This is a genomic window from Paraburkholderia phytofirmans, assembly GCF_046028095.1.
Lineage (GTDB): Bacteria > Pseudomonadota > Gammaproteobacteria > Burkholderiales > Burkholderiaceae > Paraburkholderia > Paraburkholderia phytofirmans_A.
On the sequence record NZ_JAQQDJ010000003.1, the window covers coordinates 425255 to 439477 of the forward strand.

Annotated in this window: 14 protein-coding genes and 1 pseudogene; 8 read left to right on the top strand and 7 right to left on the bottom strand. The window is 61.2% G+C overall.

What is annotated here, in order from left to right; genetic code table 11:
• Positions 1 to 62: 62 nt before the first annotated feature.
• The gene (locus PQR54_RS10815; protein WP_408245381.1) at positions 63 to 941 is read left to right on the top strand and encodes a LysR family transcriptional regulator; all 879 of its coding nucleotides are present in this window, start codon (positions 63 to 65) and stop codon (positions 939 to 941) included.
• Here the strand turns inward: PQR54_RS10815 and PQR54_RS10820 are convergent.
• On the bottom strand, positions 917 to 1378 hold the full coding sequence (locus tag PQR54_RS10820; protein WP_408245382.1) for a TerB family tellurite resistance protein: 462 nt from the start codon (positions 1376 to 1378) through the stop codon (positions 917 to 919). The two genes, PQR54_RS10815 and PQR54_RS10820, sit on opposite strands and share 25 nt — an antisense overlap.
• 330 nt (positions 1379 to 1708) lie before the next feature.
• On the opposite strand from PQR54_RS10820, the gene PQR54_RS10825 reads away from it, so the two are divergent.
• A complete protein-coding gene (locus PQR54_RS10825) occupies positions 1709 to 2794 on the top strand; it encodes an alpha/beta fold hydrolase (protein ID WP_408245384.1) in 1086 nt (361 codons plus the stop codon).
• Between the two features lie 193 nt (positions 2795 to 2987).
• Positions 2988 to 3956, top strand: coding sequence for a hypothetical protein (locus tag PQR54_RS10830; RefSeq protein ID WP_408245386.1), 969 nt, complete (start codon positions 2988 to 2990; stop codon positions 3954 to 3956).
• 82 nt (positions 3957 to 4038) lie between these two features.
• Here PQR54_RS10830 and PQR54_RS10835 read toward each other — a convergent pair whose 3' ends face one another.
• Together PQR54_RS10835 and PQR54_RS10840 are read right to left on the bottom strand one after the other, a co-directional pair.
• Positions 4039 to 4233 carry a hypothetical protein gene (locus tag PQR54_RS10835; protein WP_408245388.1) on the bottom strand — a complete coding sequence of 65 codons (195 nt, stop codon included), beginning with the start codon at positions 4231 to 4233 and terminating at the stop codon, positions 4039 to 4041.
• Positions 4234 to 4612: 379 nt separating this feature from the next.
• Positions 4613 to 4933 (bottom strand): DUF4148 domain-containing protein, encoded by a 321-nt coding sequence (locus PQR54_RS10840; RefSeq protein WP_408245390.1) that lies wholly within the window; start codon positions 4931 to 4933, stop codon positions 4613 to 4615.
• 186 nt (positions 4934 to 5119) lie between these two features.
• Between PQR54_RS10840 and PQR54_RS10845 the strand changes: the two genes are divergently transcribed.
• Together PQR54_RS10845 and PQR54_RS10850 are read left to right on the top strand one after the other, a co-directional pair.
• Entirely contained in the window at positions 5120 to 5317 is a 198-nt protein-coding gene (locus tag PQR54_RS10845) for a hypothetical protein (RefSeq protein ID WP_408245392.1), read from the top strand.
• Between the two features lie 98 nt (positions 5318 to 5415).
• Entirely contained in the window at positions 5416 to 6195 is a 780-nt protein-coding gene (locus tag PQR54_RS10850) for a hypothetical protein (RefSeq protein ID WP_408245393.1), read from the top strand.
• A gap of 161 nt (positions 6196 to 6356) precedes the next feature.
• On the opposite strand, the gene PQR54_RS10855 is transcribed toward PQR54_RS10850, so the two are convergent.
• Together PQR54_RS10855 and PQR54_RS10860 are read right to left on the bottom strand one after the other, a co-directional pair.
• Positions 6357 to 7853, bottom strand: a complete 1497-nt coding sequence (locus tag PQR54_RS10855) for a HAMP domain-containing sensor histidine kinase (protein ID WP_408245395.1) — start codon at positions 7851 to 7853, stop codon at positions 6357 to 6359.
• The gene (locus PQR54_RS10860; RefSeq protein WP_408245397.1) at positions 7850 to 8587 is read right to left on the bottom strand and encodes a response regulator transcription factor; all 738 of its coding nucleotides are present in this window, start codon (positions 8585 to 8587) and stop codon (positions 7850 to 7852) included. Before PQR54_RS10860 ends, PQR54_RS10855 begins: the two co-directional genes overlap by 4 nt.
• A gap of 262 nt (positions 8588 to 8849) precedes the next feature.
• On the opposite strand from PQR54_RS10860, the gene PQR54_RS10865 reads away from it, so the two are divergent.
• Positions 8850 to 10739 carry a cytochrome c biogenesis protein DipZ gene (locus PQR54_RS10865; protein WP_408245399.1) on the top strand — a complete coding sequence of 630 codons (1890 nt, stop codon included), beginning with the start codon at positions 8850 to 8852 and terminating at the stop codon, positions 10737 to 10739.
• 49 nt (positions 10740 to 10788) lie between these two features.
• A complete protein-coding gene (gene msrA / locus PQR54_RS10870) occupies positions 10789 to 11529 on the top strand; it encodes a peptide-methionine (S)-S-oxide reductase MsrA (protein ID WP_408245401.1) in 741 nt (246 codons plus the stop codon).
• Between the two features lie 64 nt (positions 11530 to 11593).
• On the opposite strand, the pseudogene PQR54_RS10875 reads toward msrA, so the two are convergent.
• Positions 11594 to 11965, bottom strand: a pseudogene (locus PQR54_RS10875) (cyclic peptide transporter); the annotation flags it as partial.
• 70 nt (positions 11966 to 12035) lie between these two features.
• On the opposite strand from PQR54_RS10875, the gene PQR54_RS10880 reads away from it, so the two are divergent.
• On the top strand, positions 12036 to 12470 hold the full coding sequence (locus PQR54_RS10880) for an AraC family transcriptional regulator (RefSeq protein ID WP_408245403.1): 435 nt from the start codon (positions 12036 to 12038) through the stop codon (positions 12468 to 12470).
• A 1242-nt stretch (positions 12471 to 13712) separates the two neighbouring features.
• Here PQR54_RS10880 and PQR54_RS10885 read toward each other — a convergent pair.
• Complete coding sequence (locus PQR54_RS10885) at positions 13713 to 13964, bottom strand: hypothetical protein (protein WP_244322873.1); 252 nt, start codon at positions 13962 to 13964, stop codon at positions 13713 to 13715.
• Positions 13965 to 14223 lie beyond the last annotated feature (259 nt).

The following is a 14223-nucleotide window of genomic DNA, read 5'->3' on the forward strand; positions in this document are numbered from 1 at the left end:
CTGGCTTCGGATAAATCAGTGATACTCTGAGCGATATATCGTTTTTTTCGAAGTGTCACGCCATGCTCAATTACCGGCATCTGTATTACTTCTGGATAGTAGTGAAAGAGGGCGGCTTCGCGCGTGCGGCCGAACGTCTCGATATGGCGGTGCAGACCATCAGCGCGCAGGTGCGGGAGCTGGAGAAATCGATCGGGCGGCAATTGCTGAAGCCAGCGGGGCGCGGCGTCACGATGACCGAAGCCGGGGAGACGGCGTTCCATCGCGCGGAGCAGATTTTTCAGCTTGGCGAGGCGCTTCTCGACGAGATGCGCGAGGCCGGTGGGGAAGGTGTGGCGCGGCTCGCCGTCGGTCTTTCCGACGGCATTTCGAAGCTCGCGGCGCATGCGCTGCTGGCGCCGGTGCTCGGCACGCCGTCGCTCAGGCTTTTATGTCACGAGGGCGAGCACGCGGAACTGATGTCCGAACTCGCGCTGCATCGGCTCGATCTGGTGCTCGCGTGCCAGCCGGCGCCGCACAATGCCGACCTGCGCGTGCTGAGCCAGCGCCTGGCCGGTTCGCCGGTCGACTGGTACGGTCCGACTGAGATCGTCCGCAAATCCGCGCGCGCGGGCTTTCCGCAGTGTCTCGCGGAGGTGCCCGTGCTTCTGCCGACCCGGCATGCCGCTTTGCGCGCACGGCTCGACCGTTGGTTCGACGCGCAGGGCATCCGGCCGCGCATTGTCGGTGAATTCGAGGACAGCGCGCTGATGGCCGTATTCGCCGCGCGCGGCCTCGGCGTGTTTCCGCTCGCGGAACTCGGCGCGGAAGATCTGTCGCTGCTGCGAGGCCTGCGCTGGCTCGGCCGCGCCGATGGCGTGATCGAGGAGATTCACGCCATCCGTTCGCGTCGCGGGCAACATCACGGGCTCGCTTCTCAGGTGGTGGCCGGCGCGCGCTGATAACCGCGCATGACGCGCGACGGCAGACCGTGACGGCTCGCGGCCGGCATCAGGTCGGGCCCCCACGCATTCAACATGGCGGCGAGCAGGGCGATTTCGCCGTCTGCCAGATAGTCGTCCGCGACCGCCACGGCGACACACAGGCGAATCACCTTGCGGCGCAACGTAGGATCGTCGATCTCGTCGATCAAGGTCGTGAGCATGGCCGGGTCGAGACGGCCCACCGGCGGCGCGAACGACAGATGCGCGACCGAGTGGTCTTCGCACAGCGTCTGCACGATCTGCTCGAATTGCGCGGGCGCGAGACCGAGTTCGCCGGCGATATTCAATCTCTGCAGCACGCGCTCTTCCGAACTGCACACGTGGCCGTCAGAAGTGAGTGCCAGCGCGACGATGCGTGCTGCGGCTTGCGGGCTGTTACGCGGGTAGGTTCGCATGATTTTTTCCTTACGTGGACGATGTCCGTTGTGAAGATGAGCTTTAGTCTGCGGTAGGTTTGGGATCGGATAAACCTGCTAATTGCGAAGCGAAGGTTCGGAAAAGACGAAACTTGGCGTGGTAGTGGCGCATGTGTATTGGTTGCCTGCGTGGCTGTCGTTGCACGTCTCGCGTTGACGTCCGGCGTTTGCAGTGTTTGATTACATCGTGGCGGCTTTCTATGTTGAAAGCTGCTCATAACATCAGCCCGCGCGAATTGCGGGAGTTTTCTTTCTTCTTTCCTCCGACAATTCACGGCCTTTCGAGCCGACAACCCCATTGCGCGCGTTATGTCCGCTAGTCCGCCCAGCCTCCGGCAGCAGATACGTTTCTGTACCAGCAGCGACGGCGTGCGCATCGCCTATGCGAGTTCGGGCACCGGTCCGGTGATCGTCAAGGCTGCAAACTGGCTGAGCCATCTCGAACTCGATCTTAAGAGTCCTGTGTGGAGTCATCTGATCGAGGAACTGAGCCGCAAGCACACGCTCGTGCGTTACGACCAGCGCGGCTGCGGGCTGTCCGATCGCGACGTCGCGGATATTTCTTTCGAAGCCTGGATGCGCGACCTCGAGGCCGTGATCGACGCGAGTGGCGTCGAACGCTTCGCACTGGTCGGGATATCGCAGGGCGCGTCGATTTCCGTCGCTTATGCGGTTGCACATCCGGAGCGCGTGAAGCGTCTGATACTTTACGGCGGCTATGCGCGCGGCCGGCTCAAGCGGCACGGCGGCGACTCAATGCGCGACGAGGCCGAAACGCTCGTCAAACTCGCCGAACTCGGCTGGGGTCAACAGAACCCGGCCTTCCGGCAATTTTTCACGACGCAGTTCATCCCCGGCGGCACGCCCGAGCAGCACCGCTGGTTCAACGAACTCGAACGCATGACCACCACGCCGCGCAACGCCGCGCGAATCATGCGGGTCTTCAATGAGATCGATGTCGTCGATCTGCTCGAACAGGTCACGTGCCCGACGCTCGTGTTGCATGCAAGCGGCGATGCCCGCGTGCCCTTCGAAGAAAGCCGCCTGCTCGCGGGACAGATTCCGGATGCACGCTTCGTGCCGCTCGAAAGCGAGAATCATCTGCTGCTGGATACGGAGCCGGCGTGGCTGCGCTGGCGCGAAGAAATCAGAAACTTCCTGTCGGCCGACGTCGCCATCGATCCCGTGTTCGCCACGCTGACGCCGCGTGAGCGCGACATCGTCGAACTGATTGCGGGTGGACGCGATAACGCGCAGATTGCCGCGCGGCTCGCGCTCAGCGAAAAGACGGTACGCAATCACATCACGAGCATCTTTGCGAAGCTCGAAGTGGAAAACCGTTCGCAGGCCATCGTGCTCGCTCGCAAGGCGGGCTTCGATTCGCCCGCGGCCTGACGTTATCTAGCCCGGCTGGCCATCCGGGACACAGGTCCCCCTCGCACCGCACGACTCCACGCTATTCGGCTCTCCGCCGGGACTGCCGCCTCATGCGCGCTACGACCTCGATACGGAAAATTCGATTCAGACGGTGACCCATGCGAACTCTCGCTGCGCCGCTCGAATCTCTTTTCCATCGAGGAGTAAAGCCATGAACGCCACCCAGGCCGAGTTGCCGTCGCAGCGTTACGCCAGATGTATTGAAGTGTCCCGACGTATCCGTTGGGATATCGACCGCGACGTGATTCGCGGACGCCGTTTCGATCTCGCGCACAAGTTCCTGCCGGACGGTCTCACGGAAGTCGACCGGCTGCCGTTCCTGAACGCGGACGAGCGCCGTTTGATGTCGCAGGTGCAGGGCCGTACTTACGCGAACATGTTCCGGCTGGTCGAGCGTTTTGTCGGCGCGAAGATGCTCGAGGTCGGCCGCGATCATGCGCTGGGCGACCAGATCGCGCTCGAAGCGGTAATGCGCTTCACCGAAGAAGAATTGAAGCATCAGGAACTATTCCGCCGTCTGGAGTTGCTGGCCGGTGAAGACATGCCGGCCGGTTATCGCTTCATGCCGCCGACCGATGACGTCGCGAACTTCGTTCTCGGCAAATCGACGTGGGCTATTCTCGCTTTGACGTGCTGCATCGAGATCGTGACGCAAGTGCATTATCGCCAGAGCATGGAAACCGACGACAGCCTGTCGCCGCTCTTCAAGGACGTGTTCCTGTTTCACTGGAAAGAAGAGTCGCAGCACGCGATCATCGACGAACTCGAATGGGTGCGCGACGATGCGAAGCTCGATGCGATAGCGCGCGATGCCGCGATTGGCGACCTGACCGAATTGATCGGTGCGGTGGACGGTTTGCTGCAATTGCAAGCCGAGGCGGATGCGGCGTACTTTCTCGCCAATGCTGGGCGCACGTTTGCCGATCACGAACAGGCGCGCGTGAAGGCCGGGGTGCTGGACGCGTATCGCTGGCAGTACATCGTGTCGGGTGTCGAAGAGCCGCGTTTCTCCAAACTTCTCACGAGCCTGATCGACGAACGTCAGGGCGAGCGGTTGGGTGCGTCGCTCGCGCCGATCGTGCGGCGCACGTTGAGTACTTCGCTCTCGACTCGGATGTGATGGCTTGAGTTGATCGGCCGGTCACCGGTGAAGCGCCCGGCTTCGAGGCGCTTCATCGGAGAACCAGGCAAGCTTTGTCGATTTAAAGCGGATGAAGCTTGCCGTTGAGGTCCATCGACCACTTCGAGCCGTCGCCGAACGTGAGGACGCCATTCATCGCGTCGATATGGGTCGGCTTGCCGACCGGTTCTTTATCTTTTCCTCCGACTACGCGCGCCATGTCGGCAGAGGTCATTTCTTCGTTGCGATGCAACTCGCGGATCTTCAGGTCTTTCATGACGTTCTCCTTGAGAAAATTACCTGGGTGTGCGAGCACTTTTGTGTGCTCGCACACTCACACTGCACATGATGTGCCATGCCTCTTTGAAAATGCTCAACCTGCTGAAAACAAAGGACATGCCGGCTTGAGGAGCGTGCGGAGAAGCTTTGAGTGGTGCGAGAAGCCCAACAGTCCAACAACCTGCTGTCTGTTGAACGACAACAGGCTCTACACTGGCGAGGTTCTATTTCAAACGATCATGGCCCGACGGATTTTGGTGTAAGGAGCCCCCGCGCGTTGAGTTGAACGCGGCAAAAAAAAGGAGCGTCGATCCGAAAAAGACCGACGCTCAAAAGGAGAACCCGCTGTCCACAGGTTCACACACACCGGACCGCCATCAATGCATGGGCATGTCTTGCATGGCTGGCTGGTTGTTGTTTAGCGCGCTCTGCTGGGCTGCGTGCATGGCGGCTACTTTTCTTTCCGCTTCCTGAATGTCGGCGGGATAGTCGCTTTCGTCGCCGCGAGACGGATCGTATCCGGCGGCTTCCAACTCCTCGAGTTCATGGCGCACTTCGGCGCGCGTGAGTTGATGCGTGCCGGGCGTGGCCGACGTTTGCGCATAGGCGCCGCTTGCCGTTGCCAGAAGGGCTGCGCTTGCAACGAGTGCGCCGGCTGCGGCGCGGACCATGAGACGGTTCAGAGAGGTCAGTTTCATGTCAATACTCCTCGATATGCGAGCGCAATGTTCGAACTCGACGTGAGCCGGCATCAGCACGCTCTGAACGGTTAAACCAGGGGAGTGGATGTCTTATTCCCGGTAGCGCGTTGAAAAAAGCGCGGGAATAATCACGTCGGATTCGACGTCTTGCAGTGCGTGAAGACACGAATTGGGGTGAGCAAAATGAACATCATCGATATGGCCCGTGAATCGGGAATGGCCGTTATCCTCGACGCCCGGATCGGCCGGGAGGAATACCACAGCGTGTGCGGTTCGCTGTCGGCACTAGAGAAATTTGCCGACGCTATCCGCCGGACGCCGGTGAATCACAAAACGGGTATCGAGCGGCGGGTACGGCCTCTCACGCGAGGCCTGAAATGAATCGAACGCGCATTGCGATTTGGAAGCCGCTATATCCGGCCGACATGCTGCGAGCGGCGGGTCGCGCGCCACTCGTGCCTTTTCGACGGTCGCTAAGTATGGCTGGCCGCGTTGCGAGGGAATCGGCTGTCCATACTTTGCTGCGCCGCTGTCAGCTGGTGTCCGGTGTGGTGCTGCTGGTCTATTTGTCCCTGCATCTGATCAATCACGCGCTCGGAATCTGGTCGCTGGATCTTGCGGGTCGCGGTCTTACACTGGCATTGCGGGTGTGGCGCAGCGCGCCGGGAACGGTGCTTCTTTACGGCGCGTCGCTATTGCATTTTTCGCTGGCGCTGCGAACGATCTACGGGCGCCGTCACTGGAAAATGCCACTCACTGAGTGGGTGCGGCTTTGGGCGGGATTGAGTCTGCCGCTGCTGCTAATCCGTCATGTGGTATCTACCCGGCTTGCCTCGTCGCTGTACGGTTTCGAGCCCAACTACGAGCGCATCGTGATATCGCTCATCACCAGCGGCACGCAAGGTTTGCAGCTTGCGCTGCTTGCGCCGGGCTGGGTGCATGGTTGTCTGGGACTGTGGCTGCGTATGCGTCATCGCGAAGGGGCGTGGCGCGCGAAACCTTATCTGATTGGGCTGCTCGTTGGACTGCCCGTGCTGTCCGCCGTGGGTTTTGTTCGAATGAAGCAGGCGGTCCTCGCACTCTGCGTTGGGCCATTGCAGTCCGACCCGAAGCTGGTCGCGCATCAACTTTCTCTCGATACATGGCGCCACAACATTCTGATGCTGTATCTGGCGTTATTGATCGGTGCCTTTGTCGCGGGTCAGTTACGCAACTGGCGGGAACGCCGGCGGCTTCGGAAGGCGACGATGATCATCTGATCCGCCACCGTTCAGTGCGCAAGTTCGATGTGATCGCCGCCGCGATGGACTTCACGCAGCCGTCTATCTCACAGCTTCGCCGGCGCGTTCTACGAGGACTTGCTGGTCTGAGCCTGGACCCGCTGAGTCCGGCAACCCGCAGCGGAGGCAGGCGCTGCCCGTCACATGAGGACGCCGGCGGCGCTCGACCGGGCGACGGCCGTCGGCAACTCGAAGCAGAAGGTCGTGCCCGTTCCCGCCGTGTCGAGCAAACGTATCTGGCTCTGGTTCAATTGCAGCATGCGCTGGACGATCAGCAACCCCAGTCCGCCGCCACGATGCGCGCCGCCTGAACTGAACGGGCGCTCGAACAGACCTTCGCGCTGCTCGGGCGGAATGCCCGGACCTGTGTCGCTGACCATGACCGACACTTTGCCTTCCTTATGCGCGAGATCGACTTCGATCGATCCTTCAGCGGGCGTGTGGCGGATCGCGTTGTCGAGCAGATTCGTCAGCACGCGCTCGATCATGCCGAGATCGGCACTGACGTTCGGTAGGCGCTGCGGAATATTCGCGCGCAACTGAATATGCCGCGCCTCGGCCGGCAATTCGAATTTCTGAAAGACGTCCTGCACCAGATCGACCAGCGAGAACTGTTCGAGCGCCGGTTGCACGTTGCCGTGTTCGAGTCTGGCCAATTCGAACAGGGCCTGCGCGAGCCGGCCCACCTTGACGCTTTGCGCGAGCGCGATCGCCAGATAGCGTTTGCGTTCCGTTTCGCCGAGCGTGTCGGACTTCAGTGAAAGCGTTTCGAGGTAGCCGTGCAGCGAGGTCAGCGGCGTGCGCAGGTCGTGCGAAATATTGGCGATCAGCTCGCGGCGCTGCTGGTCCTGGCGCGTCAGCGCGCGCCATTGTTCGCCGATGCGGTTCGCCATCTGCGCGAACGTCGCTTCGAGCACGGCGATTTCGTCGCGGCGCCCGACCGGTGACGAACGCGGCACGCTCGGCTGGGTGTCGGGCTCGCCCTCGGCATCGAAGCGGCGCATGGCGTCGGTCAGGCGCCGCAGCGGCCGCGTGATCAGGCCGAATGCGGTCAAGCCGGCCAGCAATCCCAGCAGCGCGACCAGCGCCATCGACCACAAGGTAGTGCGCAGCACGGAACTGGCCGCCACGCGCGCGGCGAGCGCGTCGTGTTCCTCACCGAGCAGGACCACGTAGATATAGCCGGACGGCGGCTGTCCGCTCAACTGCAGCGGTGCTGCGCTGAACACCTTTTTACCGTCGACGCTGCGCGGATCGTCGCCGAGAATCGGCAACGCATCTCCCGCAAAGAATTGCCGGATCGGCGCAAGATTCACCTGTTCGCGCTTGACGTGTCCCGCGGGCGCGTCGTCGCCTTTAATGTGCCCTTGATTGTCGAGCAGGTACACCTCGACGCTCGGGTTCACTCTCATCAGTTGGCCGAATAGTTGCCGGACCGCATCGGGCCGCAAGCCGTTGGCATCCATCAACGAGTTGCCATGAGCGATATGGTCGGCGAGATTGCGCGACAGGCTCTGTATGACTTCCTTCTCGTGCAGATCGCTCGAACGGATCTGCAGGAGGGCCGACGCGCCGCAGCATGCCAGCAGCAGCACGGAGAAAACGAGCGAGAGCCGCTGGGTCAGCGTCAGATTCACGATGGGTCCTTCGGTGCGCCGGCTGGCTCGCCGGGCACGGCGAGCTTGTAGCCGCGTCCCCAAACGGTCAGGATGCGCTCGGGTTGAGCCGGATCGGCCTCGATCTTCGCGCGCAGCCGGTTGATATGAGTGTTGACAGTGTGCTCGTAGCCTTCGTGCTGATAGCCCCACACCGCATTGAGCAGGTCCATGCGCGAGAACACTTTGCCGGGATGCTGCGCGAAGTAATAGAGCAAATCGAATTCGCGCGGCGTGAGTTCGATCGGCTTGCCGTCGACGGCGGCCTCGCGTGTCAACGGATCGATCGACAATCCGGCGATGCGCAGACTGCCGGCTTCGATTTTCGAGTCTTTCGCCAGCGCGTCGACGCGCCGCAGCAGCGCTTTCACACGCGCCACGAGTTCGAGCACGGAGAACGGCTTGGCGAGATAGTCGTCCGCGCCGAGTTCGAGGCCGAGAATCCGGTGTACTTCGCTCGACCGCGCGCTGGTGATGATGATCGGCGTATAGCGCGTCATCGCGCGGGCGCGCCGGCAGATTTCCAGTCCGTCGACGCCGGGCAGCATCAGATCGAGAATCAGCGCGTCCCAGCCGCCTTGCTCCAGCAGGCGCAGCCCTTCATTGCCGTCCGCGCTGTGCACGACTTCATAGCGCTCGTCGCGCAAATGCAGGCTCAGCACGTTGGCGATGTCGACGTCGTCTTCGACGATCAGGATGCGCTTCGGATTGTCCATGGTGGGCTTGAGCCGCGGTTCGGGGCGTGGTTGAGAAGGGCCGGGCGCGGCCGCCGGGAAAGCGGCCATGACGCCATTGTGCAAAATTTCCGGGCAGCGAGTTATCACATTTAATTTAACTTTTCGTGAGGACTTCGACACCGGCGGCGCTCTAGGATGTGGGCACTTTCTGCAGTATCAGGTTTTGAATGAACTGTACGCCGGCTGCCGCTCGAGCCAGCGTGCCCACTTTAACCGACCTATACGAACGTTCGGAACTGACATGTTACTCATCGTTCTCGCCTATCTCGGCGGCGCACTTACGATTCTCAGCCCGTGCATCCTGCCGGTGCTGCCCTTCGTTTTCGCGCGCGCCGACCAGCCTTTCGTGCGCAGCGGCTTGCCCTTGCTGGCGGGCATGGCGCTGACCTTCGCTCTCGTCGCCACGCTTGCCGCGGTGGGCGGCGGCTGGGTCACGCAGGCTAACCAGTACGGCCGCTGGGTGGCTATCGCACTGCTGACGATCTTCGGGCTGACGCTGCTGTTCCCGCGTTTCGCCGATCATCTGATGGGGCCGCTCGTCAGCGTCGGCAATCGTCTGTCGAACTTCGCACAGGCCGATGGTCAGCAGGTCCGCGCCGGTTCATCGTTTCTGCTCGGCATTGCCACCGGCCTGTTGTGGGCGCCGTGCGCCGGTCCGATTCTCGGTCTTGTGCTGACGGGCGCGGCGTTGCGCGGTGCGAGCGTCGGCACGACGTTCCTGCTGGTGGCCTACGCGGCCGGCGCGGCGACTTCGCTGGCGGTGGCGCTGCTGATCGGCGGCAAGGTGTTCACGGCGATGAAGCGCTCGCTGGGCGCGGGCGAATGGATCCGCCGCGGCATCGGCGCATTGATGTTGTGCGGCGTGGCGGCGATCGCGCTCGGTTTCGACACCGGCGTGCTTGCTCGCGTCTCGACGGTTGCGACTGGCGGACTCGAGCAGAAGCTCGTCGACAAGCTGTCGCCGAACAAAGCGCCGGTCGCCGGCAATCCGGCCGATGCGTCCGGCGGCGCGGTGGTGAGCGCCAACCCGGCGTCGCAATCGGCGGCAGGCGCCGATGCGGATTCCACCGTGGCCAATCCGGCGCAGGGCGGCGCGATGATGCGCGCCGCCGCCGCCGCCGCCGCCGCAGCCGCCGCCGCCGATGCAGCGCCGCTGCCGGTGGAAGGCGTGCTGCCCCCGCTGAACGGCGCGGTTCAATGGCTGAATTCGCCGCCGCTCACCACGCAGGACTTGCGCGGCAAAGTCGTGCTGGTCGACTTCTGGACTTATTCATGCATCAACTGCCTGCGTTCGCTGCCGTATGTCAAAGCGTGGGCGCAGAAGTACAAGGATCAGGGGCTCGTCGTGATCGGCGTGCATGCGCCGGAGTTCGCCTTCGAACGCAATATCGACAACGTCAAGAAGGCTACGCACGACCTCGGTGTCGACTATCCCGTCGCGATCGACAACAACTATGCAATCTGGCGCGCGCTGAATAACCAGTACTGGCCCGCGCACTATTTCGTCGATGCGAAAGGGCAGATCCGTTATCACCACTTCGGCGAAGGCGATTACGCGGAATCCGAAAAGGTGATCCAGCAACTGCTGACCGAAGCGGGTCACGCGAATGCGTCGAAGGTCGCGATCGGTATTGCAAACGGCGGCGCCCAGGGCGTGCAGGCCGCGGCGGACAACGCCGATATGCAATCGCCGGAAACCTACGTCGGTTATCAGCGGGCGGAGAACTTCGTGTCGCCGGGCGGGGAAGTGGCGGACAAGACGCACACGTATGCAGCGCCGTCGCAACCCGGCGTCAACGACTGGGGCCTCGCCGGTGCATGGAACGTGGGCGCGGAGCACGCCACGCTTGTCGCACCGGCGGGACGCATCGTATATCGCTTTCATGCACGCGACCTGCATCTGGTGCTCGGTCCGGGCAAGGACGGCAAGCCGGTGCGGTTTCGCGTGAGCGTCGACGGTGCCGCGCCCGGCGCGTCGCACGGCACCGATGTTGCCGCCGATGGCAGCGGTACCGTGACCGGACAGCGTCTCTATCAACTGGTGCGGCAAACGGGCGAAGTCGGGGATCACACGTTCTCGATCGAGTTTCTGGACCCGGGCGTGCAGGCATTTGCTTTCACGTTCGGCTGAGCCGACGCAAGTGGCTCGACTCAACTCTTACTGATCTGAAGGACTGATTATGCGCACGATATCCACCAGCACAGCGTCGCTGCGGAAGCGTTTCTCCGTCACACGAATCATGGGCCTCGTCGTCGTTGCTCTGGGCGTCGTGGCCGCGCAGCACGTCGCGCATTCCGCCGAAGCCGCCACCAAGGTTCCCGCGCCCGTACAGGACGAAAAAGCCGCCGCGACGCATAGCGAAACGGCGGTGTTCGCCGGCGGCTGCTTCTGGGGCGTGCAAGGCGTGTTCGAACATGTGCGCGGCGTGAAGCAGGTTGCCTCGGGTTACACCGGCGGCGCGGCATCCACGGCGCAATACGAAACCGTCAGCGAGGGCGATACGGGACACGCGGAGTCGGTGCAGATCACGTACCATCCGACGCAGATCACGTATGGCCGCTTGCTGCAGATATTCTTCTCGGTCGCGCACAATCCGACTGAGTTGGACTATCAGGGCCCCGATCACGGTACGCAATATCGCTCCGCGATTTTTCCGGTGAATGCGGCGCAGCGCGGCATCGCGCAGTCTTACATTGCGCAACTCGATGGCGCCCATGTGTTCTCAGCGAAAGTCGTGACTCGCGTCGAGGACTTCAAGGGCTTTTATCCGGCGGAGAGTTATCACCAGAACTTCCTAGCGCTGCATCCGGACTATCCGTACATTGCGATTAACGATCTGCCGAAAGTGACCGATCTGAAGCGGATGTTCCCGGATCTGTATCGCAACGATCCGGTGTTGTTTACGACGGCGTCGCGGTAGGACGTGGGGCTGATGCGCCGCTGCCATCGCGACTGCGACCGCAGCCGTGGCCGCACGCGGTGCATCATGACGCATTGGACCGCGGCGGTGTGTGACCCGACACGCGCACGGGCCGCACTTCTTCGACGATGCGGCCGTCTTCCAGCCGGATATAACGGTCGGCTGCGCTGATATAGCGGTCGTCGTGCGAAATCACGATCAGCGTTTTGCCCTGGCGCTTCAGGTCCGGCAGGATCTCGCTATAGAAAATCCGGCGGAAAGTTGGGTCCTGGTCCGCGGCCCACTCTTCGAGCACCTTCACTGGACGTCGCTCCAGATAGGCGTGCACCAGCGCGAGCCGTTTGCGCTGACCGGTAGACAGATCGGTCGTGGTGAACGCGCCGTCGCGAACCGACACTTTGTGCGCGATGTCGAGGCGTTCGAGATAGCCTTGCGCTTGTGCTGTCTCGATGCGCACGCTGTATATCGGACCTGGTTCCCTCGCGTCGCAGAAGCAGGAGTGCCGCGTGATCGCGGTTGGCGATCTGCTGCGCGCGTCGATCCTCGGCATGTTCGACGCGCAAGCCGACAACGCCTGCGAGGGCCGCGCCGCCTTGATCGTGCGGCTGCTGGAAGACGCCGACGAAGTCGCCCATCTGGCGCGCTTGCCGCTACCGGGTCATGCGCGCTTGCGCAGTATTTGCGAAAGCCTGATCGCCGAGCCGGCGAATAGCGACACGCTCGAGCGTTGGGCCGAGCGGATCGGCGCCAGTTCACGCACTGTCGCGCGGCTCTTCCGTCAGGAGACGGGCATGAGTTTCGGACAGTGGCACAAGCAGCTGCGTCTCGCCGAAGCCATGTCGAAACTCTCGGTCGGCCATCCAGCAGCTCAGGTTGCCCATGATCTGGGTTACGCGGACGTGAGCACTTTTACAGTGATGTTCCGCCGAGATTTTTTGTAGTAAACCCTAGCAATTTCGTCAGCGGTTTCGTTAGCTGGGAGAGACGGTGGCCGTTGCGAAACGACAATGTAATTCGTGATGCGAAGTAAACGAGAGATATCGAAGGTTCAACTTTTGAGGCCCGTCTGTTTGCTCAAGCGAGTTGGATTTCTTGTAAAAATGATGCGACACTATTTTAACATTACATTTGAATTGTTCGTATCGTCGCGATTAGGTGGGCGACAGAATTATGAATGCATTTGTATTATCAATATAAAAATTGCGAGATCGGCGAATCGGACTGTACAAATTTAGATAATCTACTGACAAATCAAAGAATTACGTTTTATCGTGCTCCACGAGGCAGGGTTTTTCCATTTCGCGCCGTTTGGAAAAGCTTTGGGCAGATGTTATGGAAATATTTCGTAATTATCACCTATCGCCCTTCAACTAGGCACGTTACGCGGATGAAACGTTTATAATTCGTCTGCCAAAAGCTTCTGTAACTAATACCGGCGACATGGATCGGGTGCCGACGGGTCTGTAACAGTTACACCCACGGTTGCTGCGCTGCGGTAGCGGCTTTGCATGAGCGAAGCGAATTGGCGAATCAAGCGGTTTTTTGGGTTCCGAACCCGACTCGCGCGGCGAGGGCGACCTCGATCACTGTCGAGCCGACGGGTTCACATCAATAACTGGCTGTCAACGGTGAACGAAAAAAACCGGATTAATTTTTCGTCATCCTGAATTTTTTAAGTCGCGCATATTGGTGCGAAATTTGTTTATCAAACTGAGGTGCACTGGCCTGTCAGTGTGAGCCTCGCCAGATGTTCGAATCGCGTCAGCGGCATGCATTAACTCCTTGTGACGTTCTCCCGGTCATGCGATCGGCGGGATTCTTCTTGCCGGCGTCGACCGAATCTTTCACGCATCGGGCGCGTTGCGCTCGATATCCGCTGTTGAAGATATCGATGTAGTCATTGTTTGCGATTGTCGAATGATCGCAGCGCAATGAAATAGTAAGGATGACGTAATAAATAGAATGTTGGCCCGACGCCGGGAAAACATTTCGCCTACACCGCTGGTCGGTGAAGTCGGAATGCGAGCGGAAGGCAGCGCGTCCGACACCGGATAGCGGCACATCAAAGCTTCATCAGCAATGAACGCGGTCAGCGCGTTCTCAGGTTCACCTCTCTCTGGACTCAATAACGTCAAGGCGGGACGACTGATCGATCTCGCTGAATTCTCGGGGACAACCTGCTTTTAGCGAAACATACGGACAATGACGAGATACTTGAAACTATTGGGCGTTGCATCAGCAACAGTGTTGGCATCGTTTGCCGCGGAAAGCGCGCAGGCCCAGGCAAGCACCATCACGGTCTCAGGACAGCAATACAAGTTGTGCGCGCAGGAGAATGGCAAGTGCTCATTCCTCGGAACGGGCTCGGTGGTGTTCGGTGCGGTTCCGCCCACGTCGCCGTCTGTGATGTTGACCGCGCCGCGTACGTTCAGCAACGGCGTCGGCTGTTATGTCGGCGCAGTTTCGCAGTCGGACCCCGCGTACGGGTATGGCAAGTCTTGTTGGGTTAAGGCGGTTGCGGCAACGCCGACTCCGGCTCCTACCCCGACGCCCACACCGACACCGACCCCCACACCGACACCGACCCCGACCCCCACACCGACTCCGACTCCGACCCCGACCCCGACCCCGACCCCGACGCCAACTCCGACGCCAACTCCGACTCCCGCGCCGACTCCGTCCCCGACGCCGGGC

Excerpts from the sequence above, each read along its gene's own strand:
- PQR54_RS10865 (WP_408245399.1), top strand. The coding sequence starts at position 8,850 with ATGTTACTCATCGTTCTCGCCTATCTCGGCGGCGCACTTACGATTCTC.
- PQR54_RS10850 (WP_408245393.1), top strand. The coding sequence starts at position 5,416 with ATGGCTGGCCGCGTTGCGAGGGAATCGGCTGTCCATACTTTGCTGCGC.
- PQR54_RS10845 (WP_408245392.1), top strand. The coding sequence starts at position 5,120 with ATGAACATCATCGATATGGCCCGTGAATCGGGAATGGCCGTTATCCTC.
- PQR54_RS10830 (WP_408245386.1), top strand. The coding sequence starts at position 2,988 with ATGAACGCCACCCAGGCCGAGTTGCCGTCGCAGCGTTACGCCAGATGT.
- PQR54_RS10820 (WP_408245382.1), bottom strand. The coding sequence starts at position 1,378 with ATGCGAACCTACCCGCGTAACAGCCCGCAAGCCGCAGCACGCATCGTC.
- PQR54_RS10825 (WP_408245384.1), top strand. The coding sequence starts at position 1,709 with ATGTCCGCTAGTCCGCCCAGCCTCCGGCAGCAGATACGTTTCTGTACC.
- PQR54_RS10840 (WP_408245390.1), bottom strand. The coding sequence starts at position 4,933 with ATGAAACTGACCTCTCTGAACCGTCTCATGGTCCGCGCCGCAGCCGGC.
- PQR54_RS10815 (WP_408245381.1), top strand. The coding sequence starts at position 63 with ATGCTCAATTACCGGCATCTGTATTACTTCTGGATAGTAGTGAAAGAG.
- PQR54_RS10860 (WP_408245397.1), bottom strand. The coding sequence starts at position 8,587 with ATGGACAATCCGAAGCGCATCCTGATCGTCGAAGACGACGTCGACATC.
- msrA (WP_408245401.1), top strand. The coding sequence starts at position 10,789 with ATGCGCACGATATCCACCAGCACAGCGTCGCTGCGGAAGCGTTTCTCC.
- PQR54_RS10835 (WP_408245388.1), bottom strand. The coding sequence starts at position 4,233 with ATGAAAGACCTGAAGATCCGCGAGTTGCATCGCAACGAAGAAATGACC.